Origin of the sequence: Legionella jordanis (assembly GCF_900637635.1) — a bacterium.
GTDB lineage: Bacteria > Pseudomonadota > Gammaproteobacteria > Legionellales > Legionellaceae > Tatlockia > Tatlockia jordanis.
Genome location: NZ_LR134383.1, coordinates 2,076,239 through 2,098,062 on the forward strand (window position 1 = coordinate 2,076,239; position 21,824 = coordinate 2,098,062).

Below are 21,824 nucleotides of genomic sequence, written 5' to 3' on the forward strand. Positions count from 1 at the left end.
ATCAGCGCCTGAAAGATGCAAAATGTTTTAGGGCTCTATGGCCACACTGAACTGACAATCACCCAGTGATTGTGTGCAGAGAAAACCACCATATACCTCAATCCAGTTATAATCCACACGTGCAGGAATTTTTACTGCAACAGGCCACCATATAGAGTAAACACCCAAGGAATTACGATAGGCACAAATAACGCCCCGACCCGTACCGGCTACTAAAATATTGGCACGCACGAATTTGGTTCCTTCCTCTCCTTGTGGCCGAGGCGAATAAGGATTTTCCTGCCACGGCTTGGGGATTTCACCCCACTTTAAAGAAGTGGTTTCCGGATCAGGACAACTATAAATCTGCGCATAAGTATTCATGCTAAAGCCAAGGCAAATCAATGCAAATATCCAGTTAATTGATTTCATGCTTTTGTTCAGTTTGGTGAATCTCAATGCTTAGTGTATCCCAATGAAAATTATTCACAAGTCGATAAATAATTTTCACTATCACTTGTTTCCAACCATTTCTTTGCTATAATGGCCGCACAAAGCCGGGGTGGCGGAATTGGTAGACGCGCCGGATTCAAAATCCGGTGGTGGTGACACCGTGTGGGTTCGAGTCCCACCCTCGGTACCATAATAGATATTCTTAACTTATCTCCTATACTTAGTACTGTTAATTACCCGTTTATTAGCTCCTTGCAGTCAAGCTGCAGAAGCGTTGTAGGGGCAGTACATGTACGATTTAGATTCCTTGATCACGCACAATTTACAAACTTATCCAGACAATCATTTCTATCTTCAACGAGAGCTTCGCGAACAATGGGAAAAAACAAAGCCTCTTCTTGGGGTGAGAATACTCCATAATATTCCTCTCACTCATGAAACTTTGATTAAGCTTGAGCCTTTATTGGCTGCCGGGGCTGAAGTAACCGTGACTCACGTTCAATTTTTATCCCCACCGAATGAGCAGATCGTGCAACTCCTGGAAAACATTGGACTTGATTATGTGCCGAACCATCTTGAATTGCTTGGCGAATACGATATCGCACTGGATTGCTGCGCAGAAGTTTTAGACATGCCAAATATTAAGATTCTCAAAGGTGCGGTTGAATTGACACAAACCGGAGGTGAGCGCTATCGTCAAGCCAATATCCCCTTCCCGGTCATCAACGTCGATGATTCCAGATTAAAAAAACTTGAAGGAATGTATGGAACTGGCGAAGCCTTCGTTAGGGCAATACAAGAATTGACTCAGCAATCGATCAAAAACCAGCCTTTTCTGCTTTTTGGTTTTGGCAAAGTAGGGCGTGGAATTGCTCGATATTTAGGAACAGAAACCAGCAAACTAACGGTTGTCGATCAAAGTGAGCGCGCCCTAAACCGCGCTGTTGAATCAGGCTTTGAAGCCTTATCTCCCACGCAGGTGGAAACCATCAAAGAACGTGCGAAACAGGCCTTTTGCATTGTAACGGCAACCGGCATTCCCGGACAGTTAGCCAAATACCTAAACCCCACGGATTGCAGCCAAGCTTACATAGCCAATATGGGAGCTACAGATGAGATCGGCAGCAATTTTAATCATGCCAAAGTTTTATGTTCACGAAAGCCTGTTAATTTTGCTCTTAAACACCCTACCTTGTTGCATTTTATCGATCCCGTTTTTTATGCCCACAATCTGGCTGCCCGCTTGATTCTAGAACACAATTATGCCCCAGGCTATCATCCATTTCCCTCTTATCTTGATGATTTAATCATAAACATGTGGCACCAGCACAATCGACTTGATATTAGTGATATTTTTGAGTAGCCGTGTTTGTAAAAGATTAGCCATCTTTATTGAACAACGCTGACATCCTCTGCATCAGCGAAAATGGTCTCATCGGCCGTTTTAATTTGTTCTTTGATCAGCAGCAAAAACGGAATAAAACCAAGAGCCAGTATGAAAGATAATTGATACAAGCCTACCCATCCCAATTGCATCTGCATCATCGCTGCAAAAGGTCCGGAAAATATACGTGGTAAACTTGAAATGGCAACCAACAATGAAAATTGGGTTCCTGTAAATGACTTATTCACAAGCCGCATAAAAAGAGCCACCAAGGCCGTAGTCCCCATTCCTGCAGCAAAATTATCGCAAACAGCGGCCAACGCAAATAGCGTTAGGTTTTTACCCAGTACTGCAAGGGCAATGAATAAGACATTACTTATCGCCTGAATCAAACCGAATGCCAACAGAGAACTGAATAGCGAATACCTTAATAAAACCAAACCCGCTACCAACCCACCCAAAAGTGTTGAACTGATGCCGATAATTTTATTGACGTAACCTATCGTGTCCAAGGAAAACCCTAGGCCTTGAATTAGAAAAGGCATAACGATTCCACTGGTAGTTGTGGTAAACGCCTCACCCAATTTGAAAAAGAAAATAAAGCACAGTAAAAACACAATTCCGCGGCGACTGAATAAATCCTTTACCGGGGCAATAAATGATTTTAAAAAACTAACCTGTTCAATGAGTTCCTCAGAGGGCTCTTTGCTCCACAAAGTTGCTATAACACCAGGGAGCATAAGAAATCCCATCAATCGATAGGTGAAAGCCCAACCGCAATGCTGAGCCAAAACCAAAGCCAACCCCCCTGCCAACAGCAATGCAAGACGATAGCCAAATACAGCCATTGACGCTCCCAAAGCATGTTCAGAAGTCGGCAAATACTCCACACGATGAGCATCGATGGCCACATCTTGAGTGGCTGAAAAACAGGCAAGGATAAAAGCTAATATTGCCATCAATTCTGAAGAAGTGTGCGGATTAAACCAGGCTAGGGCATTAAAACCCAAGAATAAAGCCACTTGCATGACTAGCATCCAGCTGCGGCGCTTACCCAGGGAGAAAAGACTATAACGGTCCAGCAATGGCCCCCAGGCTATGCGATAGGCATAGGGGAGGCTCACTAAACTTAACATGCCTGTGGCTAGAACTGACATACCTGCATCCGCATACCAAGCCTGCAAGGTTCCACTCAGAAGGGCTAAAGGGAGACCAGAAGAAAATCCCAGCAAGAAAATGATGAACAGGCGTTTATTCATGGAAGACTCGCACAGACTTAAATTGTTAATATTGCTCAGGAGCAAGAAAATTCATCAAGGTTTTAGAATGCAGGACGGCGCTGAAAACAATACTAAGAATTTAAAAGAGCACCCCTGAGTACTCAGAGGTGCTGCAATTGCAGATTAGGCATCTGATTTTTTAACGGAAATCAAATGGATTTTGAAAATTAAGGTTTCATTAGGACCAATTGGGCCACCTACGCTGCGTGGGCCGTAGGCTAAATCAGCGGGGACATACACTTCCCATGTAGAACCAGCAGGCATTAATTGCAGAGCTTCAGTCCAACCAGGAATCACTTGTGAAACTTTGAACGTTGCAGGCTTACCTGTTCTTTCAGTGCTATCAAACACCTGGCCATCGATCAACTTGCCTGTGTATTCAACCGTAACGGTGTCATCCTTAGAAGGCTTAACGCCATTTCCTTTTTCTAAGATTTTGTACTGCAACCCACTTGGTAAGCTGACAACACCCTCTTTACTTTTGTTTGCGTTTAAGAATGCTTCACCTTTTGATTTATTTTCATCAGCTTTTTTGCTGAATTCAGCATTGCGTTTTGCCATTAAATCTTTTTGGAATTTATTGAGTACATCTTTCATCTGTTGTTCGGTCAGTTGCAGTTGAACACCGCTCATCCCGTCTTGTAACCCTTTTGCCATAGCAGCAGGATTGATATCAATACCTTGTTTTTTAAAATTCTTGCCTAAATCGGCGCCGATACTGTAGGACAGCTTATCCATGTCGCTATTTAATGATGTAGCAGATGTTGCAGTGTTGGAAGCAGGCGTAGCAGAAGTTGCTGTATTTGTTGCGTCATTCGCAGCAATTGCGGATGTCATTGCTAAGCCCATTACAGCTGCAGCGACCAGTCTCATCTTCATAAACAATTCCCCTTTTGTCTTCGATCAGAATAGAACTTGCAAAAATGCTCAGACATTCTGCCTAAATTTAATTGAAATTACTAGTCGAGCCCTCGTTAAATTCATATTTTCGACTAATCTTTTAATAGCAGCATTACATTTATATTGTTTGCTTGTAAAATTCCTTCTAAACTTGACACTATTTAAACCACTGAGTTCTTAGAATGAGTATTAGCTTATTTGATTTGTTTTCCATTGGGATTGGTCCCTCAAGCTCACATACCGTCGGCCCTATGCTGGCGGCGAATGCATTTTTAGAATTGCTCAAGCTGGAAAACCAATTCGACGGGACAGAACGCGTTAAAATTGAACTCTATGGCTCTTTGGCTTTGACTGGTAAAGGGCACGGAACTGACAAAGCCATTTTAAATGGTTTGGAAGGTCAAGCACCTGAAACCGTGGTTCCAGAAACTATGGTGCCCCGCATGCAAGAAATTATTGCTTCTAAAGTACTTATTTTGGCTGGTGAGAAGAATATTCATTTCGATGAAAGGAGCGATTTTCTCTTTTTGCAAAAAGAACTGCTCCCAAAGCACAGCAACGGCATGCGACTTAGCGCCTTTAATAGCGACAACCAGCTTCTTTTGTCTCAGGTCTATTATTCCATTGGCGGAGGATTCATTTGCACTGAAGAAGAGTTTGATAAACCTGCTCTGCACAATGCCCCGCCCCCCTTCCCCTTTACTACCGCCAAGCAATTGTTGAAACTGTGCAATGACAACAAAATGACCATTGCAGAACTGATGTGGGCCAATGAACGAACCTGGCGAAGTGATGAAGAGATCAAACAAGGCATTCTTTCCATTGCAAAAGTAATGGACGATTGCATAGAAAATGGCTGCAAACATCCTGGAAATCTTCCCGGTGGCTTAAATTTGAAACGACGAGCCCCTGATTTGTACAAAAAACTAATTGAACACAAGGGAATCCCAAGTGTCTTTGAACAATCCGACATCATGAACAAACTCAATTTGTTTGCCATGGCTGTGAATGAGGAAAATGCTGCAGGAGGCCGAATTGTAACCGCGCCTACGAATGGTGCCGCAGGAATCATCCCGGCTGTATTGAGATATTCTCAGGAGGCTCATGACCGCTGGAATAAAGAAGACATTTACACCTATTTCTTAACCGCAGCGGCAATCGGTATCCTATATAAAGAAGGGGCTTCTATTTCAGGTGCCGAAGTCGGCTGCCAAGGCGAAGTTGGAGTGGCTTCATCCATGGCGGCTGGGGGTCTGACAGCCGTTTTAGGCGGTAGCATTGAGCAAATTGAAAATGCCGCTGAGATTGCAATGGAACATCATTTAGGCATGACCTGTGACCCTGTTCTGGGTTTGGTGCAAATTCCTTGCATTGAACGTAACGCCATGGGGGCAGTAAAAGCAGTCAATGCTTCTCGTATGGCTTTAATCGGTGATGGGCAACATCAAATTTCTCTTGATAAAGTCATTCGAACCATGAAGGACACAGGTCAAGACATGCAAAGCATTTACAAGGAAACCTCCATGGGAGGCCTGGCGGTCAACCATCCCGAATGCTAAAAACATGCCCTAAATTGAGTTTTTTGCAGAGTGGTTTCATAGTTTATTTAGCGAGATCACTCTGACTTACTCCTTTGATCCTCTATGAACATTTCTGTGTTGCAAACCCAATAAACTGCTCGATTTAACGTTTCGTAATTGACAAGCAAATTGCAAAAATGATAGAAGTTTGTATTCTTTTTTTACAAGGACTTTCTTCATGTCCAGGTTCCATTATATTCTTTCACTTACCGCCCTGTTCGCAGGTTCCGCCTTCTCAGCCCAACCTTGTTTATACATTCATGGCAGCTGTTTAAAATTGAATAATCACCTTGAACAAACAGTAAAAATTGAATGCAACAGCTGTTATTCCGTCGATGCACAAGCAAACGCTGAAGGCTCAACGCAGTTGGATTTAGGCTTTGGAGACGGCCTTGGTTCACCCGATCCACGTCAGTTGTATTGCAGTATTAAGTTGGACCAAGGCACTGACATCAAAACCTTTAATTTTTACAACCCCTACTGGGGTCCCATCATCGAGTTCGATTTGCATTCTGCAAAACAACTCGATATTAAAATAGCCGATGGCTGGAGTAGCCGGAAAACAGATTATCATTTCGACTGGTAGTATTGATTTAAATCTGCCACCACCAGCTTTCTTCTGTGGGCTTAAAGCCATGAGAAAGCTTAAAACTAAAAACGGGGGTATAACAGCGAGACTTACCCCCTAGTATGCTTTATGCTAATCCTGCAAGCGTTATCTAACCGACATTTAGCTTACATTTCAGTTACTGGAATGGGTCGAGCACCTTGCTTTCTTGTGCACTCTAAAATCAGCAATACCGTCACTAAAACCCACATGGTTGCTAAAGTCTCAATAAATGCCAACAGAGGATTAACACTCATATAGCCTAAGCTAATCACAGCGATGGTTGCACTCAACATGTTTAGGAAACTCATCATTGAGGAAGCACTGGCTTTATCGGCAATGGCCGTTGAGGCAACCATAGAGCCGCCTGCGAACAGTAGTCCTCCAAACAGATAGAAATTCATGGTGCTCGCAAAAAACCACAATGGCGAAGACGAGTGATTGCTCAGCATCAACAGCAAACTGACTATCCCTGCAGCACTTCCGAATAATCCCAGACCTATGATGGGCATAACTGAAAACTGCTGAAGCAAACGTCTGGACCAAAGACCACCCATGAACATAGCAATCATATTCAGTAAATTCCAATACCCATAGGTGGATGCAGAAATTCCTAAAATATGATGAGCAATTTGAGGGCCACTTGCTGAAAAACAATATCCCATGGCCGAGCAGAAACCCAGCAATAGCGAAAAAACGATAAGTTGTCTAGAAGCTAAAGCTTTTCTGTAGTTATTCAAAATAACCGATACATGAATGCCTTGGGGTTCTACAAGTGTTTCGCTAAACAGCTTTGTTCCCGCCAACATGATGACGCCGTGAATGAGCAAGAGTACAAAGCAACATTTCCAGGACCAATTGTCACTCACCAAGCCACCTATCGTTACTGCGGCACCTATGCCAATAGTAAAGGCTAAAATGCTGTAAGCAATGGCCACCGTGCGTTGCTTTTCAGGTAACCATTCATTAATTAGCATATAGGTGCATGCCAAACCGCCTGCGGCACCTAAGGCAGTAATGAAGCGCCCCCAAAGTATGGTGATAAAACTGTTTTCAAAAATACCGAGTAAAGCTAAGAGAACTCCAACCAGGTTAATAACCAGGCCTAATCTCAAGGCCAGCAATCTTCCCCAGCGATTTGCCAGGGGTGCATAAATTAATTGACCAAATACATAACCCAGCAGAAAGATTGATATGAGCCATTCAACCTGAGCATTACTGAGTTTGTATTGTACTTGCATCAAAGGCAGTGCCGGAGTAATGATGGTCGCAGAAAAAGAAGCTATGGAAATATAATTAAGCAACCAGGCTACTCTAAATTTAGAAATCATGATGTTTCTCTCAACAAATAAGAAAATTATATTCATGATAAAAAATTAATAAATACGTTTTTTTGTTAACATTAATTAACTAAAAGTTAATAATAGAGTTGGGGTACAACGGGTTGAGGTTTTTAGAGCAAAGCAATTTCGAAGGATTCTTGGGAATCTTTGAAAAATGAGTCACTAATGGCATAACCGACCACACAAGCGAGCTGCTCATTAATGTACAGGAGAGGAATACGGTTACGAAGCCAGGTAGGAACTTGCCATTGTTGAAACAGTTTTTTCAACTCTTTGGTTTGCTTTCGCCAGGTTAAAGTCTCTCCTCCCTGACGAAAGCGAATTTCAATTTTGCTCCCCGCGGGAATGGCCAAACCTTTTTTGGCCGCTTTGACTTTCAATTCTCCTAAGCCAGGCAAATTCAATGGCTCAGGGAAAGTCGGCCATGGTGTAATTAAAGGAAGCGGGGGATTAGCTTTCTTAATAAGATATAAAGCATTCTGATATCGCCTAACCGAGATATCCGGCCAAGACACTTGTGGGTTTGCATCCGAAGCGGCTTCAATCAATTCGGTAATCAAACGAGTAAAGGTAGCTGTTGATGGCAATCTGACTTCATTTTTCTTTAACCATAACCTTAGAACGTTGGTCAAGCGCGCCCTGTTGAGTTTTTTTAGCTGGTTCAATTCGAGCACAGTTGAAATGTCATTGAGAGAAGGACAATCCATTTTAGCCAAATCATCCAGATTACTTTGCGCTTGTTGGCAATGTTCTGAGGTGCGGGTTAAATTGTTAATCACTTTAGGCCAACGACTTCTAAGCTCCGGAATAATCTGATGGCGAATAAAGTTTCTTGAAAAATCAGAATTCTCATTACTTTCATCTTCTACCCAATCCAGCTGCATTTCGCCAGCGTAATTGTTTAGAGTAGCTCTTGAATGAAACAGGAGTGGCCGAATTAATTTCCCCTTGGCAAACGATTTACAAAATGGCATGGCAGCCAAACCATCAATCCCGGCACCCCTAAAAAGATGAAGCAGCAGGGTTTCAGCCTGATCATTTAAGTGATGCGCCAGAAGAAGACAATCATTCTCTTGCACAAGATCCCTAAAAACTTCATAACGGGCTTTTCGAGCAATTTCCTCCACATTTCCTTGTTTATGAAGGTTAATAGCCCTGATAATCAGAGGCAAATTTAGCTTTTTACAAAAAGCTTGGCAATGTTTCTCCCACCCCTGCGCATTTGGACTCAGTCCATGATTGATGTGTACAGCAGTTATTTTCGGCAAAAAATTGGGGTCTTGTGACAAAGCATGAAGTAAAACTGTCGAATCCAATCCCCCACTGTAACCGACGTAGATGCGCTCACAAGCCAGGAGAGACTGCCGGCATTGATTATCAATCAAAGACTCAATCACAAGCTCCCATTGCCATAAATTTTTTATATCGTTGCTCTAATAAATCAGACATGGGAAAGGTTTTTAGCGTTCTTAATTCCTCAACCAGAATGTCTTTAAGCCGTTTCGCCATTTCAGCCACATTACGATGAGCTCCACCAAGGGGTTCAGGAATCACATCATCAACCAAACCTGATTCAATGATTCTATCTGCGGTAATTCCCATGGCTCGTGCTGCTTCGCTGGCCTTGGAGGGATCTTTCCAAAGAATTGAAGCACATCCCTCAGGAGAAATGACGGAATAAATACCGTATTGCAACATCAAAACACGATCGCCAACCCCTATGGCAAGCGCACCACCGGAACCAGCCTCGCCGGTAACGGTGCAAATAACCATTGTTTTTAATTTGGCCATTTCCAGGAGATTTCTGGCAATCGCCTCGGATTGATTCCTTTCCTCAGCACCGATTCCAGGATAAGCGCCGGCCGTATCAATAAAAGTAAAAATGGGTAATTTGAATTTTTCAGCTAATTTCATCAGCCGCAGCGCTTTGCGGTATTCTTCGGGTCTGGCCATACCAAAATTACGATAGACTTTTTCCTTAGTCTTTTTCCCTTTTTGATGACCCAATACTACCACTGGCTCTCCATTGAGCCGTGCAAGGCCACCAATGATTGCTGGAGCCGAGGAATAATGCCTGTCACCATGCAATTCCTGAAAATCGGTAAATATGTGCTCTAGATAATCGGTAGTTTGAGGGCGCAAGGGATGGCGAGCCAGTTGAGCTACCTGCCATGGCTCCAAATTGGAAAAAATATTAGCGGTCAGCTCTTCGCACTTGGACTCAAGGCGAGAAATTTCTTCGCTAAGATTGACTTCATTATCATTGCCCACCATTCGCAAAGCTTGAATTTTTTGATTCAGCTCTTCAATGGGTTGTTCAAAATCCAAAAACTGTCGACTCATTTGCTACTCATTTGGCGAATTTACACTCATGCGATATGATAACCGCAACTGCAATTTCACGCCACTTGTTCTAGCTATAATAATAGCGTTCGCCCTTGCTTGAATGATTGCAATAGGTTTTTGGATTGCTTATGCCTCTATTTAAAGCCATGTCTGTCAGAGACTGTTGTCTTAGCCCTTCACGTATTGATGTTTGGGAATTTCCCCTGACCCAATTTGCGCAACCCGCCCTTTTGCTTCTTAACGAGGATGAGCAAGCCAAAGGAAACCGCTTCCGTTTTGAACACCACCGCCGGCGCTATAGGGTGGCTCGTGCGATGATGCGAATCATCTTGGGAAAGTATTTAAATTGCCCGCCGGAACATTTGCAGTTTGACTACAATAGTCATGGCAAACCCGAAATCAAGAGCAAGGAGGCAATTGAATTTAATTTAAGCCATTCAGGCGAATTGGCTTTACTAGCCGTAGGCCAGCATACCCCTCTCGGAATTGATTTGGAATTTTTTTCGGCAAGACCCTATGAAGGGATTGCCAAGCATTCGTTTTCGCCACAAGAGTGTGCAGCATTAGCCAAAGTACCAATTCAATTGAAGCCCCTGTCTTTCTTCAGTATTTGGTCGCAAAAAGAAGCTCTCATTAAAGCCTGCGGCCTTGGTTTAAGCTATCCAACGCAACGATTTAACGTGCCAATTTTACCAGCCGCGCAGGAGGAAATAGTTGATAGTCTCCATGAAACGGTTTGGCAAATGCGTTGCTTTATGCCACAAATAAGCTGCTGTGCAGCCCTATGTTTTCAGCCTCAGATTGAAGTAATTCGCTACCTTAAAGTCAATCCTCTGGATTTTTTCAAGGCTGAAGAAATTTAGCCCTGGTCGATGATTTTTTCTTTTTTCGTGATACAATCAGCTCTCTTTTAGAGCAATCGATCTCCATATTAAACAGTTTGCTGTTTATAAAAACCCGGGTTATTTTATGCCACGAATCAATACTGCTTTATTCAACCAAATACCTGAAGATTCAGTTTCTACTTACAGTCATCGGCCAGACATTTATTTTTATGCAGACAGCAGAAAAGAGTATATCGAAGAATGGCAGCGACTTAGTCAAGCTAAATACTTGTATACGAATGGGCAGGAGTTGCGCCCTGCGGGTTTAATTCGCTACGCTTGGGAGCATTTTAAAGGTTGGCTTGGTTTTTATAATCACTGTCGCTCGCATAACGTCTGCCTCAGCATTTATAAGTACGCTTATTATGGTTACCTAAGAGGTTTCCCGAATGAGCATCTGCAATTTCTGCGACAACAAGATCTGGATAAAGAGCTTCTAAAAAATCTTTCTACCGAAGCCACCGATCAAACCACGCAATTAATCCAACAACAATTGGTGGATTATTATTACCATCACGTACAGTCCATTGTGATTGCCAACCATGGTGAACACATTCCCTTAAATCATGCCTTCGGCCGATCCTGGATATCCTTAAATCTCCATCATGTGGCACCAAGTCTTGATCCGCAAAATAATCTTGTGATTATGGAGGCCGCGGCCGCATTAGTTGATGTTGATCCCGCAACCTTCACATACTTTAGGGACAGTAAATTTGCACTGGCTCTCGCCAAGAAAAAAATTGAAAGGGCAAAAAATGGCCAGGATTCCATGGTGGGTAAAATCACCAGCTCAATCAATTCATTGTTGTTTAAGTCTCCCGACCCCATAAGCTTAATTACTCAAGCCTTGGAGCTAGCCCCTAAAATCAGAGGGGAAGAAATTAAATTTTTCGTAAACCATCATTTAAAAAAGAAAGAATTTCAAGCAGCTTTTGATCTGCTTGAATTGGATAGGGACGTGGATGGGGCATTGCAAATCTTACTAAAAGAATTTAGTGAGGAACAGATTAAGTCCTTCATCAAAAAAACGAGCCCGCTCTCAAACAAACTGTTTGAGCATTACCTGAAAAAATGGCCAAGGGATTTGAAAATCAGCCGCTTCGCGCAGCAATTTTACCCTGATTTCAGCAGCCATTTTCCTTCACAAGCCATGCAATTATTAGTGGAAGACAAACTTTACCCTGATGCTTATAACCTTTTTAGTGATACAAAGGGACAAGGATTTCACCCCCAGGATTTGGCTGTAGCGGCGGATCATTTTCAATCTGAGGCTAAATTAAAGCGAGAAGAGGCCTTTAAGAAGATTAAGGAAGGAAGATTGTCCGAAGCTTTAATCCCATTAGCTCAAGCAGTAGTACTGATGAAAAAAGCCTATGAGCTCCAACCCATTAAAACCGAGATGTTGTTTAAAGAAACAAACAGAGAAGAATTATTCTATATCTACAAACGTGAATATGCAGAATTAATCATTGATGTGGAGATGAAAACCAATTCCATCGAAAGGTGCAATCTAAGTGATGTTCAGAAAGCCGTCAATCTACTGACGCAATGTAAACCTAAGAATGCTGAGGAAGACAAAGTCAGGTTGGCTGCTTTGGCAAAAGCAATGATGCGACAAATCGATCATCAAATGTATCAGGTCATGCCCGAGAATGAATATTATGATAATAATCAACACTTGAAAAACAATAAGGAAGCTTTTATCAACTTAATCAGATCCCTGGAGAAAGTGATAGCCATCCTTGAGCCCATTCAGAACCCTAAAACCAAACCCTTACTTGGCAAAGCTTATTTTCTAATCGCTGATATGGACTATTATTTCCAACTGAATGAAGTCAATCATCAAGAGTATTTTGAAAAAGCGAAAAACGCAGTTCCTAGCAATCCATTTTACGAATTGCGTTATTGGGAAATCACAAAGCATGAGCCTCATCGGACAAAAGGCGTGCAAGGAATAAAAAGCTTAGGGCATGAAGTTAGTGATTGGATGCATTGGGATGGGGAAAGGTGGTTTAAAAACAAAGGTTATTTCCATAATATCCCAGGCATTCATCAATTAAACAGAGAACATCAAGCCTCATCTCAAAAAAAAATAATTAATTAATGAGAGGGTGCATGCCCTCTAATTTTTGTTTATGATTTATTGGGATGATAACTTAATAAGGACATTATATGGCTTCTATTTTGCTAGAGGAGCGTCGAGAGCTCAGACGCAACTGGGGTTGGCTTTTAGCCTTGGGGATTGTATTTGTGTTTTTAGGCTGCATCGGCTTGGGAATGCTGGTGAGTCTCACTTTAGCGAGCATGCTTTTTCTTGGAGTCCTGCTGTTAATCGGTGGTTTCTCCCAAATCATCGATGCCTTTAAATCCAAACAGTGGAAAGCGGTTGCCTGGCATGCTTTCATCGCCATTCTTTATTTAATCGCTGGAGGGCTTGTCCTCTATGATCCATTCTTTGCATCCGCCATTATCACAGCCCTCCTGGCCTCAGTGCTGATCATCATTGGCATCAGCCGTTTTTTTATGGCCATCATGCTTAAAGGCGCAGCTGGCTGGGGATGGTTGTTATTTGCGGGAATTATTGCCTTTATATTGGGTATTATGATTCTCATGCAATGGCCTGTCAGCGGCTTGTGGATTATTGGCCTTTTCATAGCCATTGAGCTCTTGGTGAGTGGATGGACCTATATTTTTCTTGCTTTAGCCACAAGAAGAGCTTAACTCAAACTACCCACTCCTCCCCTGGCATGCTGCTTTTGGGAGGAGCCATGTCTGAGTCAGCAATCAATATGTGAGATTACTCTGCCTCAATTTTCCGAGTCGTTGTATAATACTTGTTTGTTCTTCTTTTTGTATCTTAATGAAGCAACTTTCCTTAACTCAGCTCACCTTGTTAAAAGAACTCGCTGACGGCGAATGCCACAGTGGCAATGCCCTTGGTGAACGATTGTCTATTTCACGCACAGCCGTATGGAAGCATGTTCGACAGTTGCTGGAATGGGGGCTACCCATCCAACGCATTCCTCAGCAAGGTTACCAGTTAAACACCCCAATCAGCTTTTTGGATGAACGAACCATAATCAAACATTTGCATTTGCGCAATTTTGAGACACCCCTCCAGTTTCATATTCAGCCAATTATTGGTTCTACCAACCAATTCCTCAAAGAATTGACTGGTGATTCTACATTAAGTATTTGTTGCGCAGAAATGCAAACCGCGGGGCGTGGCCGCTTTGGCCGTCAATGGATTTCTCCTTTTGCTGAAAACATTTATTTCTCAAGCCGCTGGCAATTAGATTGTTGCCTATCCCAACTATCCGGATTAAGTCTCTTAGTCGGCCTTGCAGTGCTTGCTGCATTAAAAGACAGCGGAATTGATGAGACCATCCAGTTAAAATGGCCTAATGATTTAATTTGGAGCCATAAGAAATTATGCGGCATTCTTATTGAAGTCATTGCTGAAAGCAATGGTTGCGCCCAAGTCATTATTGGGATTGGATTAAACGTAAACACCGAAACTGATAAGTTGCCGATACCCGACAAACCCTGGTGTTCCTTGTATGAAATTACCGGTAAACGCCAGGATCGTAACCATCTGCTTGCCAACTTAATTTATCAGCTCCATCAGCACATGCGGGAATTTTTAAATTCAGGTTTTGCAAGCTTTTTAAGCGATTGGCAAACCGTAGATTATTTGGCGGGAAAGTTAATCACCGTTTCACAACCGAATGGCTTATTGCAAGGCAAAGCTCTTGGTGTGAATCAATTTGGCCAACTCTGTTTACAAGACGAAGCCGGTGTGTGTCACGAATTATCCTCAGGGGACACATCAGTCAATACGATTGAACATTAAGGGTTACAAAAAAATTTGTCCCGAGCTGGCAACTCCTTTTGCCATGACTCGGGACTGGCTGACTGCAATAAAAAACTGGGTTATACAGCTTCTTCAGTATCAGTTGACTCTTTTTCTTGCTGAATTCTTAAATAGATTTCTTCGCGGTGTACAGAAACATCTTTAGGCGCGTTAATACCCAATCGCACTTGATTTCCCTTGACACCTAAAACAGTGATGTTCACATCATCGCCAATGATGAGAGTTTCACCAATACGCCGAGTCAAAATTAACATGACTAATCTCCCTTATAGATGGCAGCCACCATCTATTCCATAGAATCTTCCATGGTGTTCTCGGTGACTACATTATGATTAAATTATAAACAATTTTTTGGCTTTTCGATTGTAAGTTTACACAACGATTCTTAACAAAATATTAAGAAATCCAATCTAGTACCGTCATCAACGGCACAAAGTAAAGCAAAACGACTGATTGCTAAAAAGGCAAACTATGTGTTCGCTCAGGCAACAACTCGCTTGATTAATTTACGTTCGGCAAGCCTTCTCGAAAATGAAGCGGAAGATTATACAAAAATTTATAAAAAAAGCTATTTTTTTATGTGATTTTCTATCAAATTGTTCTTAAATACTCAAAACAAGGGATTGACTTCCACAAAGCATAAAGAAGAAGTCCATAAAGATGGATTTTTTAATTGTTCATAACAAGCATTAGTGATATTTTTAGAAAAAATTTTTCAAGAATAATGCGCATGAAGCAATTAACCGAACTGAATTCCTGGATTGAATTAGAAAAACACGTGCAAACCATACGTTTGGCCACGGTCAATGAGCTGAAGAGTTCAGCGCACAGGAATCAAGCTTTAAACATTTCCACTCAGAATATCCACCTGGATTTAAGCAAGCAACGATTAAACACAAGCAGTGTCGAATTGCTTCTTGCTCTTGCCGAAGAGTGTCAGTTAAGAAATAAAATTCACGCTTTGATGAGCGGGGAAATTGTGAACCGCAGTGAAAATAGACCAGCGCTCCATACCGCCCTGAGAGCCCCAGCCAAGGAAAGTATTTTTGTGAATGGGCATAACATCATTCCTGAAGTTCAGGCAGCACGTGAGGCCATGAAAGATATTTCAGAAAAAATCCGAAGTGGAAAATGGCTGGGATTTTCTGGAAAACCGATCCAGGATGTAGTTAATATCGGCATAGGCGGTTCTGATTTGGGTCCCCGCTTTCTGATTAAAGCCTTGGCTCACTTAGTCGATGAACGTCTGAATTATCATTTTGTTTCTGATGTCGATCCTTATGCACTGGCCAATGTGACCAAAAAATTAAATCCCGAAACCACTCTTTTTATCGTTTCATCCAAATCATTTACCACAAGAGAAACACTGTATAATGCCAAAAAGGCTTTGGCATGGCTGGACAATCCACAGCACATTGACAAGCATTTTATTGCGGTCACCGCTCATGGTCAGCGCGCAAAAGAATTTGGTTTCAATCAGGTGTTACCCATTTGGGATTGGGTTGGCGGCCGTTTTTCCCTCTGCTCCGCCGTAAGCTTGATTGCCGCCATTGCCATTGGCTATGAGGCCTTCAGTCAGCTGCTCGAAGGTGCCCACCATATGGATGAGCATTTCAAAAATGCCTCTTTTGAACAAAATATACCCGTTATGCTGGCATTGGCAGGCATATGGAATAATAACTTTTTACATATACCTAATTTGCTGATGTTGGTTTATGCACAACAATTAGAGTATTTTGTCTCCTACGTTCAGCAATTGGATATGGAGAGCAATGGCAAATCCATTGATCAAACGGGACGGGCACTGAACTATTCCACCGGGCCTTTGGTTTGGGGTGGCCTAGGAAATCAGGCTCAGCATAGTTATTACCAGCTTCTTTGCCAGGGAACTCATAAAGTCGCTCTGGATTTTATCAGTTTAAAATCATTCTCTTCTGAAATTATCAATGAAATGTCTCATGCAAAACAACGAATTCTAGCCTATGGCGTTGATAATCCCCTAGATCCGAATGGTTATATCCCCGGTAATCAACCTTTAAATCACATTGAATTGACCGACTGCTCTCCCTTTACCCTGGGGCAGCTTGTGGCGATGTATGAGCACAAAATTTATGCTCAAAGTGTGATTTGGAATATTAATGCATTTGATCAACCTGGCGTTGAAAGTGCTAAAAAGCAATCCGCCCCTTCCACAATCATTTAACGTTTTCATTAAAATGATTTGTTGTTATATTTTTTTACAGCAAATCATTTTATTGCCCTCTTTATACACATTATTGTATAATCGCCTGTCACTTTTTACCCAATAAGACACTAGGGATTCAGTTTGAATAAAACAAACCAAACTGCTTAATAAGTGACCTAATTATCATTACATTTAGGAGTTTGTACATGGCTACTGTGGTTAAACCTATTCTTAGAAATTCAGAAGGCACTTTCTTTTCACCCAGCAAACGTCTTGTCAATTTAGTTACACCCATCCAAGCTACAGACAGGAAATTTTCCGACTTTTTTGCTTATGTGCTAAACCCCATCATTGATGTCGGTCTTGCTCCCGTCCACTTGGTGGATGTAGTCATCAGCCTTCTTAATTCTGTGGCTTCTTTAGCCAATGCTTTTCGCTTGTGGAGTGAAGGTCAACAACAATCTGCAAGATTGCTCGATGAAAGAACCACTGGAGAATTAAAGGAAGCCGGTGCTCACTTCCTGCAGGCTGTTTCATCCCTAATCTCTGCCCTGATTAATCCTATTTTGAGTACCCTTGCTTTAGCCACTCGTCCAGTAGCCAGCTTAGTCAAAGCAGTTGCCGATGCTTGTGACGAATGCTCAAGTTCCCCTTCTATCTAATGATTTGTGTATTTACGGGTCAAGGATGACCTTTTTTTCCGTTAGCGTATTTTCTTAGCCGGTGCCACCGAAGATCGCATCTGCAATGTCCGCTTGAATTTATTAGGTCGAAAATAATGCAAGTTGCTCAATAAAAACAGTGGCAACCCCTTTGCAAAACCACAGCGTCCCTTAAGCATGGCCAAAGCAGTGACTAGGCAGTTGCTATACAACTCGCGACGCAAAGCTGGTTCAGTTTTGAAATAATGAAATACATCATTGAAATAGATGTTATAGGCTTTTAATCGCCCGGCCTTGCTGGCAAGATAAGCATTACCCTTGGGATTACAGCGATATTTTACGAGCAATTCATTGAGGTAGACTCCTTTTCCAGAGGGCAACAGGGAATCCATTGCAAAAAACCATTCCATAAAATCCCGTCCAGGATCCATTGTCTTACGTGCCAATTTACGATAAGCATAGGAGCTATGTACAGCTACCGTTCCCCACAAAGCTAAATCTTTGGCATTAAAATAAACAATAGACTCAGATAGGGAACCAGCATTGCCGGTCTCAGCCTGATAACGATTATCATCGGAAAAATATAAAGCCTTATGAAACACCAAATTCACAGAACCATCATGAAACGCATCAAACTGTTTCTGCATTTTTCCAGCTAACATGATGTCATCACCATCCAGATGAAAAATAATATCGCCTGTAGCCGCTTTATGTGCTTCGATGTAATTTTTACCGGCACCAATATTTTGGTCACGCAAAATGCAAGTGATTTGCTGCGGATGAGAGGCTTGATACTTTTGAATGATCTCTTGAGTACCATCCGTTGAACAATCGTCGGAAATGAGAATATCAAAATCAAAGTCCGTCTTTTGTGCCAGGACACTGTTAAGGCATTCTTCAATGTATTCCTCTTGATTAAAACAAGAAATAACGACCGTAGCTTTTGACATTTTAAAGACTCAAAAAGCAAATTGTAAGATGATACTACTTCACAGCTAAAAACGAAACTTGGCTGCTTAAGCAGCCAGTAGGATGCTTAAGCAGCCAGTAGGATGCTTAATCTAACCAACAATGAAGTGTTACATAGGATGCCGCATTATAAAAACCAAGAGAAGTGAATACACGACCTACTGAGTAATTGGTCGTTAATGCATTGTGTTCAACCCAATCAAGACCTAATTCTTTTGCCCACAACAATCCTTGTTTATTGAGGAGTTTGAAAATTCCTTGATTGCGATATCGATCGGAAACCGCACCTATGCCACCCTTGGTAAATTTTTTCCCATTTTGCTCACACAGTTTAAACGTCAAAAACCCTGCCACATCCTCTCCTGAGGAAATGATAAAAAATTTGTCTGCATAATCTTTATTGCTGAAGCTGCTTACGGCCCAATCTTCATAAATTTCATCAACCTTGCTTTTATCAAGTCGAGCGTTGTTGGCATAGTGCCCGTAATCCTTAAACGCGAGCTTTGCCAAAACACCTATAGACGGCAGGTCGGCCTCGGAAGCTTCCCGCACATGCAAATGGCTCGGCAAATCCAAATTGCTTAAGTTCAGCCTGTGTAAATCAAATTTATAAGTCAGCTGGCTGTCTTTTAATTGAAAGCCTAAATCCTCGAGCTGATTGATGGTTTCAACTCTTTCGCTGGGCAAACGGGAGATGATCAGTTTTACCTGTGCATCTTTCAACTGCATCATCAGTTCCTGCGGCGATGCCCCCCACTCCTGCACCTTGGCTACATTAAATCCGAAGCGCTTTGTATCTACCCCACTGATTAAAGAATGCATGGACATTACCCTCTAACACCGGCTTATGGAAGCCATCGTAATTAACATTTTTTTGCTATATTCACAAAGCATGAAGCCGCCCCTCATTAATTCTTGAAGGAATTTTTAGAAAGCAATTTTTCATACTCCTGCACCATAAGCAAACCAAATTGCTGTGAATCGAATTCAGTAACCGCACGCAGCTTGGCATTCCGACCCAACCGGAGTCGAAAGGAATCGTCTGAAATCAATCGGTTTAAGCCAACTGCCAAATCTTCCACGTTTTTAGACTCCACCAAAAGGCCTGTTTCTTCATGAACAATCGCGTCTTGCAAACCATAAATTCTGCTGCCTACCGCAGGAACAGACATCGCGGCGGCTTCAATGACTACGGTACCAAAGCCCTCACGGTAACTGGGCAGACACAATACATCAGAAATGGCAATGAGTTGTTCAGGTTCGGCGCAAAAACCGGAGAAAATGATTTTGTTGCCGCACTGCTTTTCCCCATATGCCCGGATTTCTGCCTCAATGCCTTGTTCAAAAGGCCCTGCCATTAACAGAGTGATTTTGGAATGACTAACCAACAATCTTGAAAAGGCGTCAATCAGCTCAAATACACCCTTCTCTTTGGTTATTCTCCCTAAAAACAACAAAACCATTTCATCTTCTTTTATCCCTAGGGAAACGCGAATTTCTTGTTTTTGCTGGGGTGAAAATCTCCCTTCATCGAAACGTGTGATGTCGACACCCGATAGAGAGCCACTTCCCAAAACCGAAATTTTATTGGCTTTGATGATTTTATTCTCAATTAAAAACGCCTTCTGGCTTTCACTGTCGGCATAGCAATAGGTATTTAAAGTGGCAATGAGTCTATCAAAAAATTTAAGCATCGACCGTTTCAAACCCCCAATCGTTGCCCAAGGCTGTCCGGTAAAGGTGTGCAAGCGAATGGGAACACCAGCCATTTTCCCGGCTATCGCACAAAGCAGCCCTGCCTTGGGAGTATTCGAATGGACAATGGTAAACCGTTGCTTGCGAAACAATTTGAACAGTTTAAGGAGAGAATGCAAATCAGCGAAAGGCTTAATTTCACGAGCGATGGCTAGGGTTTTAAATTCACAACGTTCAATGGGTTTAAACCCTTTCAAACCTGCATCAGGACTGGTAATGATGGTCACTGCGGCACCACTGTCCCGAATGGCTTCCACTTGCGTTCGAAGTAAAGTAAATATAAATAATGGTACGGTGGACACCCGGGCAATGCGCGTTGAAATAATGTCTTTGCTCATAATGATTCAACCTCAGCTCGATTGAGCTAATCTAAATTTCTTTCGCAGAAAGATATAATAAAATGCAGCCAACGCAATGATGCAATATGAAACACAAGTTTCAACATAAGCGATAATGACCGCTTGTAATTCGCCTGTACGTTGCAACTCGAAGGAACTGAGGAGAACGAATAACCCTCCTTGCAGGATTTCCCCTAAAATAAACAGCTTAGTCAAAGCTTTGGCAACCACAATAAATCCTATTACCCAACCCAATACTCTGAAAAAATCGCCAATCATTTGTAGAACAAACAATTGGCTAATGGCGATGAATTTGTCAGAGAGGACAAGCTCTATGACAAAAGATTTCAAGCTGAGAAACACAGTAAACATGACTATAAAAAGAGCAGCGACAAACAATAGCATCTTTTTTGTTTCTTTGACTAATTTACCCCGGTCTGTTTCTGCTGAAATAATCGGAACAAAATAAAAAGAAAGAAACAACGAATAAAAACTTAAATACGCTGAAGACAGTTTGGTTATGGCTTGCCAATATCCTGCTGCATCGATACTCACGTTAAAAATGAGGGCATTGCGGACGTGCATTTCAACCAATGGAAAACAAATGGTACTGAACAACAACATCAAGCTGAATCGTGAAAGCAATACACTGTCTTTCCGAGTGGAATGAAATTTCAAGCGGTGCAAAGATGGCTGGGAGACAGCAACCATGGCGGCGGGTAAAAACGGGCACACAGCGGGCGCCACAATGGCAATAATAGCTCCCCATTGGCCAAAATGATCAATGGAGTAGGAAGCAACAAACCAGGCAATGAGATTGCCAACGATTGTAACTAAGGCATAAAGACTATTTCGCCTGTGACCATTCATTAAGCCATAGGCAAAATTATTAAATGCCACAAAAATTTGTGCAACCAGGAAGGCAATGAGATAGGGGAAATAAGACGAGCTTAAAAAGATATATTTACTGAATGGTCTAATGCAGAGCAAGCCTATAAGTAGAACGAATAAACTGAAGGCTGCAGTATAAACAAAGGCACTCCCGGCAAAACTCCTTTGCCGGTCTAAAGAACCAGTAAATTCGGAAATATATTTGATAATTCCCGAGGAAATGCCGCCCCCGGCTAAAGTTCCGGCGATGACCACTAGCGTCATGAAATTACCCAAAAGTCCAAGTCCTTCGGGGCCCTGTGTGACTGCAATTTGTTTAATGATAAATAAATTGACCAGGAGTTTACTAAGATGTGACAGGGCTGTAAGGCCAGCCACTTTAAGCTGCTGCACG

Annotated in this window: 20 protein-coding genes and 1 tRNA gene; 10 read left to right on the forward strand and 11 right to left on the reverse strand. The window is 42.2% G+C overall.

The genetic code is table 11. The features are described 5' to 3' along the window. Nucleotides 1–27: 27 nt before the first annotated feature. Nucleotides 28–363, reverse strand: a complete 336-nt coding sequence (locus tag EL203_RS09220) for a DUF3757 domain-containing protein (protein WP_375232612.1) — start codon at nt 361–363, stop codon at nt 28–30. A gap of 172 nt (nt 364–535) precedes the next feature. On the opposite strand from EL203_RS09220, the gene EL203_RS09225 reads away from it, so the two are divergent. Then, nucleotides 536–622 (forward strand) — tRNA-Leu (locus EL203_RS09225). Between the two features lie 99 nt (nt 623–721). Then, nucleotides 722–1,795: a Rossmann-fold NAD(P)-binding domain-containing protein gene (locus tag EL203_RS09230; protein ID WP_058469744.1), complete on the forward strand. Its 1,074-nt coding sequence runs from the start codon at nt 722–724 to the stop codon at nt 1,793–1,795. Between the two features lie 26 nt (nt 1,796–1,821). On the opposite strand, the gene EL203_RS09235 is transcribed toward EL203_RS09230, so the two are convergent. Together EL203_RS09235 and EL203_RS09240 are read right to left on the reverse strand one after the other, a co-directional pair. Then, on the reverse strand, nt 1,822–3,075 hold the full coding sequence (locus tag EL203_RS09235) for an AmpG family muropeptide MFS transporter (RefSeq protein ID WP_058469745.1): 1,254 nt from the start codon (nt 3,073–3,075) through the stop codon (nt 1,822–1,824). Between the two features lie 144 nt (nt 3,076–3,219). Further along, entirely contained in the window at nt 3,220–3,975 is a 756-nt protein-coding gene (locus tag EL203_RS09240) for an FKBP-type peptidyl-prolyl cis-trans isomerase N-terminal domain-containing protein (RefSeq protein ID WP_058469746.1), read from the reverse strand. 203 nt (nt 3,976–4,178) lie between these two features. Here EL203_RS09240 and EL203_RS09245 point away from each other — a divergent pair, with 203 nt between their 5' ends. Both EL203_RS09245 and EL203_RS09250 read left to right on the forward strand, forming a co-directional pair. Next, entirely contained in the window at nt 4,179–5,555 is a 1,377-nt protein-coding gene (locus EL203_RS09245; protein WP_058469747.1) for an L-serine ammonia-lyase, read from the forward strand. Nucleotides 5,556–5,754: 199 nt separating this feature from the next. Next, nucleotides 5,755–6,162, forward strand: a complete 408-nt coding sequence (locus tag EL203_RS09250) for a hypothetical protein (RefSeq protein ID WP_058469748.1) — start codon at nt 5,755–5,757, stop codon at nt 6,160–6,162. A gap of 149 nt (nt 6,163–6,311) precedes the next feature. Here EL203_RS09250 and EL203_RS09255 read toward each other — a convergent pair whose 3' ends face one another. The 3 genes from EL203_RS09255 to EL203_RS09265 all read right to left on the reverse strand — a co-directional run bounded on the left by EL203_RS09255 (nt 6,312) and on the right by EL203_RS09265 (nt 9,869). Then, nucleotides 6,312–7,514, reverse strand: coding sequence for an MFS transporter (locus tag EL203_RS09255; RefSeq protein ID WP_058469749.1), 1,203 nt, complete (start codon nt 7,512–7,514; stop codon nt 6,312–6,314). 122 nt (nt 7,515–7,636) lie between these two features. Beyond that, nucleotides 7,637–8,923 carry a tRNA lysidine(34) synthetase TilS gene (gene tilS / locus EL203_RS09260; protein ID WP_064108342.1) on the reverse strand — a complete coding sequence of 429 codons (1,287 nt, stop codon included), beginning with the start codon at nt 8,921–8,923 and terminating at the stop codon, nt 7,637–7,639. Next, complete coding sequence (locus EL203_RS09265; protein WP_058469751.1) at nt 8,916–9,869, reverse strand: acetyl-CoA carboxylase carboxyltransferase subunit alpha; 954 nt, start codon at nt 9,867–9,869, stop codon at nt 8,916–8,918. The genes tilS and EL203_RS09265 overlap by 8 nt, the downstream gene beginning before the upstream one ends. Before the next feature lie 131 nt (nt 9,870–10,000). On the opposite strand from EL203_RS09265, the gene EL203_RS09270 reads away from it, so the two are divergent. The 4 genes from EL203_RS09270 to birA all read left to right on the forward strand — a co-directional run bounded on the left by EL203_RS09270 (nt 10,001) and on the right by birA (nt 14,609). Further along, a complete protein-coding gene (locus EL203_RS09270; RefSeq protein ID WP_232003926.1) occupies nt 10,001–10,735 on the forward strand; it encodes a 4'-phosphopantetheinyl transferase family protein in 735 nt (244 codons plus the stop codon). A gap of 106 nt (nt 10,736–10,841) precedes the next feature. Beyond that, a complete protein-coding gene (locus EL203_RS09275) occupies nt 10,842–12,860 on the forward strand; it encodes a hypothetical protein (protein ID WP_058469753.1) in 2,019 nt (672 codons plus the stop codon). 68 nt (nt 12,861–12,928) lie between these two features. Next, nucleotides 12,929–13,477: an HdeD family acid-resistance protein gene (locus EL203_RS09280; RefSeq protein WP_058469754.1), complete on the forward strand. Its 549-nt coding sequence runs from the start codon at nt 12,929–12,931 to the stop codon at nt 13,475–13,477. A 139-nt stretch (nt 13,478–13,616) separates the two neighbouring features. Then, nucleotides 13,617–14,609, forward strand: a complete 993-nt coding sequence (gene birA, locus EL203_RS09285) for a bifunctional biotin--[acetyl-CoA-carboxylase] ligase/biotin operon repressor BirA (protein ID WP_058469755.1) — start codon at nt 13,617–13,619, stop codon at nt 14,607–14,609. 80 nt (nt 14,610–14,689) lie between these two features. Here birA and csrA read toward each other — a convergent pair whose 3' ends face one another. Further along, nucleotides 14,690–14,884 carry a carbon storage regulator CsrA gene (gene csrA / locus EL203_RS09290; RefSeq protein ID WP_058469756.1) on the reverse strand — a complete coding sequence of 65 codons (195 nt, stop codon included), beginning with the start codon at nt 14,882–14,884 and terminating at the stop codon, nt 14,690–14,692. A gap of 476 nt (nt 14,885–15,360) precedes the next feature. On the opposite strand from csrA, the gene pgi reads away from it, so the two are divergent. Further along, nucleotides 15,361–16,833: a glucose-6-phosphate isomerase gene (gene pgi / locus EL203_RS09295; protein WP_058469871.1), complete on the forward strand. Its 1,473-nt coding sequence runs from the start codon at nt 15,361–15,363 to the stop codon at nt 16,831–16,833. A 188-nt stretch (nt 16,834–17,021) separates the two neighbouring features. Next, complete coding sequence (locus EL203_RS09300) at nt 17,022–17,477, forward strand: hypothetical protein (protein ID WP_058469757.1); 456 nt, start codon at nt 17,022–17,024, stop codon at nt 17,475–17,477. Nucleotides 17,478–17,518: 41 nt separating this feature from the next. Here the strand turns inward: EL203_RS09300 and EL203_RS09305 are convergent, their stop codons facing one another. The 4 genes from EL203_RS09305 to EL203_RS09320 form a co-directional block, all read right to left on the reverse strand. Continuing rightward, a complete protein-coding gene (locus tag EL203_RS09305; protein ID WP_058469758.1) occupies nt 17,519–18,427 on the reverse strand; it encodes a glycosyltransferase family 2 protein in 909 nt (302 codons plus the stop codon). A gap of 106 nt (nt 18,428–18,533) precedes the next feature. After that, nucleotides 18,534–19,268, reverse strand: coding sequence for a GNAT family N-acetyltransferase (locus EL203_RS09310; RefSeq protein ID WP_058469759.1), 735 nt, complete (start codon nt 19,266–19,268; stop codon nt 18,534–18,536). Between the two features lie 86 nt (nt 19,269–19,354). Next, entirely contained in the window at nt 19,355–20,539 is a 1,185-nt protein-coding gene (locus EL203_RS09315) for a glycosyltransferase (protein WP_058469760.1), read from the reverse strand. A 12-nt stretch (nt 20,540–20,551) separates the two neighbouring features. After that, on the reverse strand, nt 20,552–21,823 hold the full coding sequence (locus tag EL203_RS09320) for an O-antigen translocase (RefSeq protein ID WP_058469761.1): 1,272 nt from the start codon (nt 21,821–21,823) through the stop codon (nt 20,552–20,554). Nucleotide 21,824 lies beyond the last annotated feature (1 nt).

What these genes read in the sequence shown, in the direction of transcription:
- EL203_RS09220 (WP_375232612.1), bottom strand. Translation starts at nt 363, where the DNA reads ATGAATACTTATGCGCAGATTTATAGTTGTCCTGATCCGGAAACCACT.
- EL203_RS09255 (WP_058469749.1), bottom strand. Translation starts at nt 7,514, where the DNA reads ATGATTTCTAAATTTAGAGTAGCCTGGTTGCTTAATTATATTTCCATA.
- EL203_RS09310 (WP_058469759.1), bottom strand. Translation starts at nt 19,268, where the DNA reads ATGCATTCTTTAATCAGTGGGGTAGATACAAAGCGCTTCGGATTTAAT.
- EL203_RS09270 (WP_232003926.1), top strand. Translation starts at nt 10,001, where the DNA reads ATGCCTCTATTTAAAGCCATGTCTGTCAGAGACTGTTGTCTTAGCCCT.
- EL203_RS09275 (WP_058469753.1), top strand. Translation starts at nt 10,842, where the DNA reads ATGCCACGAATCAATACTGCTTTATTCAACCAAATACCTGAAGATTCA.
- EL203_RS09240 (WP_058469746.1), bottom strand. Translation starts at nt 3,975, where the DNA reads ATGAAGATGAGACTGGTCGCTGCAGCTGTAATGGGCTTAGCAATGACA.
- EL203_RS09245 (WP_058469747.1), top strand. Translation starts at nt 4,179, where the DNA reads ATGAGTATTAGCTTATTTGATTTGTTTTCCATTGGGATTGGTCCCTCA.
- EL203_RS09265 (WP_058469751.1), bottom strand. Translation starts at nt 9,869, where the DNA reads ATGAGTCGACAGTTTTTGGATTTTGAACAACCCATTGAAGAGCTGAAT.
- EL203_RS09230 (WP_058469744.1), top strand. Translation starts at nt 722, where the DNA reads ATGTACGATTTAGATTCCTTGATCACGCACAATTTACAAACTTATCCA.
- EL203_RS09305 (WP_058469758.1), bottom strand. Translation starts at nt 18,427, where the DNA reads ATGTCAAAAGCTACGGTCGTTATTTCTTGTTTTAATCAAGAGGAATAC.
- csrA (WP_058469756.1), bottom strand. Translation starts at nt 14,884, where the DNA reads ATGTTAATTTTGACTCGGCGTATTGGTGAAACTCTCATCATTGGCGAT.
- EL203_RS09235 (WP_058469745.1), bottom strand. Translation starts at nt 3,075, where the DNA reads ATGAATAAACGCCTGTTCATCATTTTCTTGCTGGGATTTTCTTCTGGT.
- pgi (WP_058469871.1), top strand. Translation starts at nt 15,361, where the DNA reads ATGAAGCAATTAACCGAACTGAATTCCTGGATTGAATTAGAAAAACAC.
- EL203_RS09315 (WP_058469760.1), bottom strand. Translation starts at nt 20,539, where the DNA reads ATGAGCAAAGACATTATTTCAACGCGCATTGCCCGGGTGTCCACCGTA.
- EL203_RS09280 (WP_058469754.1), top strand. Translation starts at nt 12,929, where the DNA reads ATGGCTTCTATTTTGCTAGAGGAGCGTCGAGAGCTCAGACGCAACTGG.
- EL203_RS09300 (WP_058469757.1), top strand. Translation starts at nt 17,022, where the DNA reads ATGGCTACTGTGGTTAAACCTATTCTTAGAAATTCAGAAGGCACTTTC.
- birA (WP_058469755.1), top strand. Translation starts at nt 13,617, where the DNA reads ATGAAGCAACTTTCCTTAACTCAGCTCACCTTGTTAAAAGAACTCGCT.
- EL203_RS09250 (WP_058469748.1), top strand. Translation starts at nt 5,755, where the DNA reads ATGTCCAGGTTCCATTATATTCTTTCACTTACCGCCCTGTTCGCAGGT.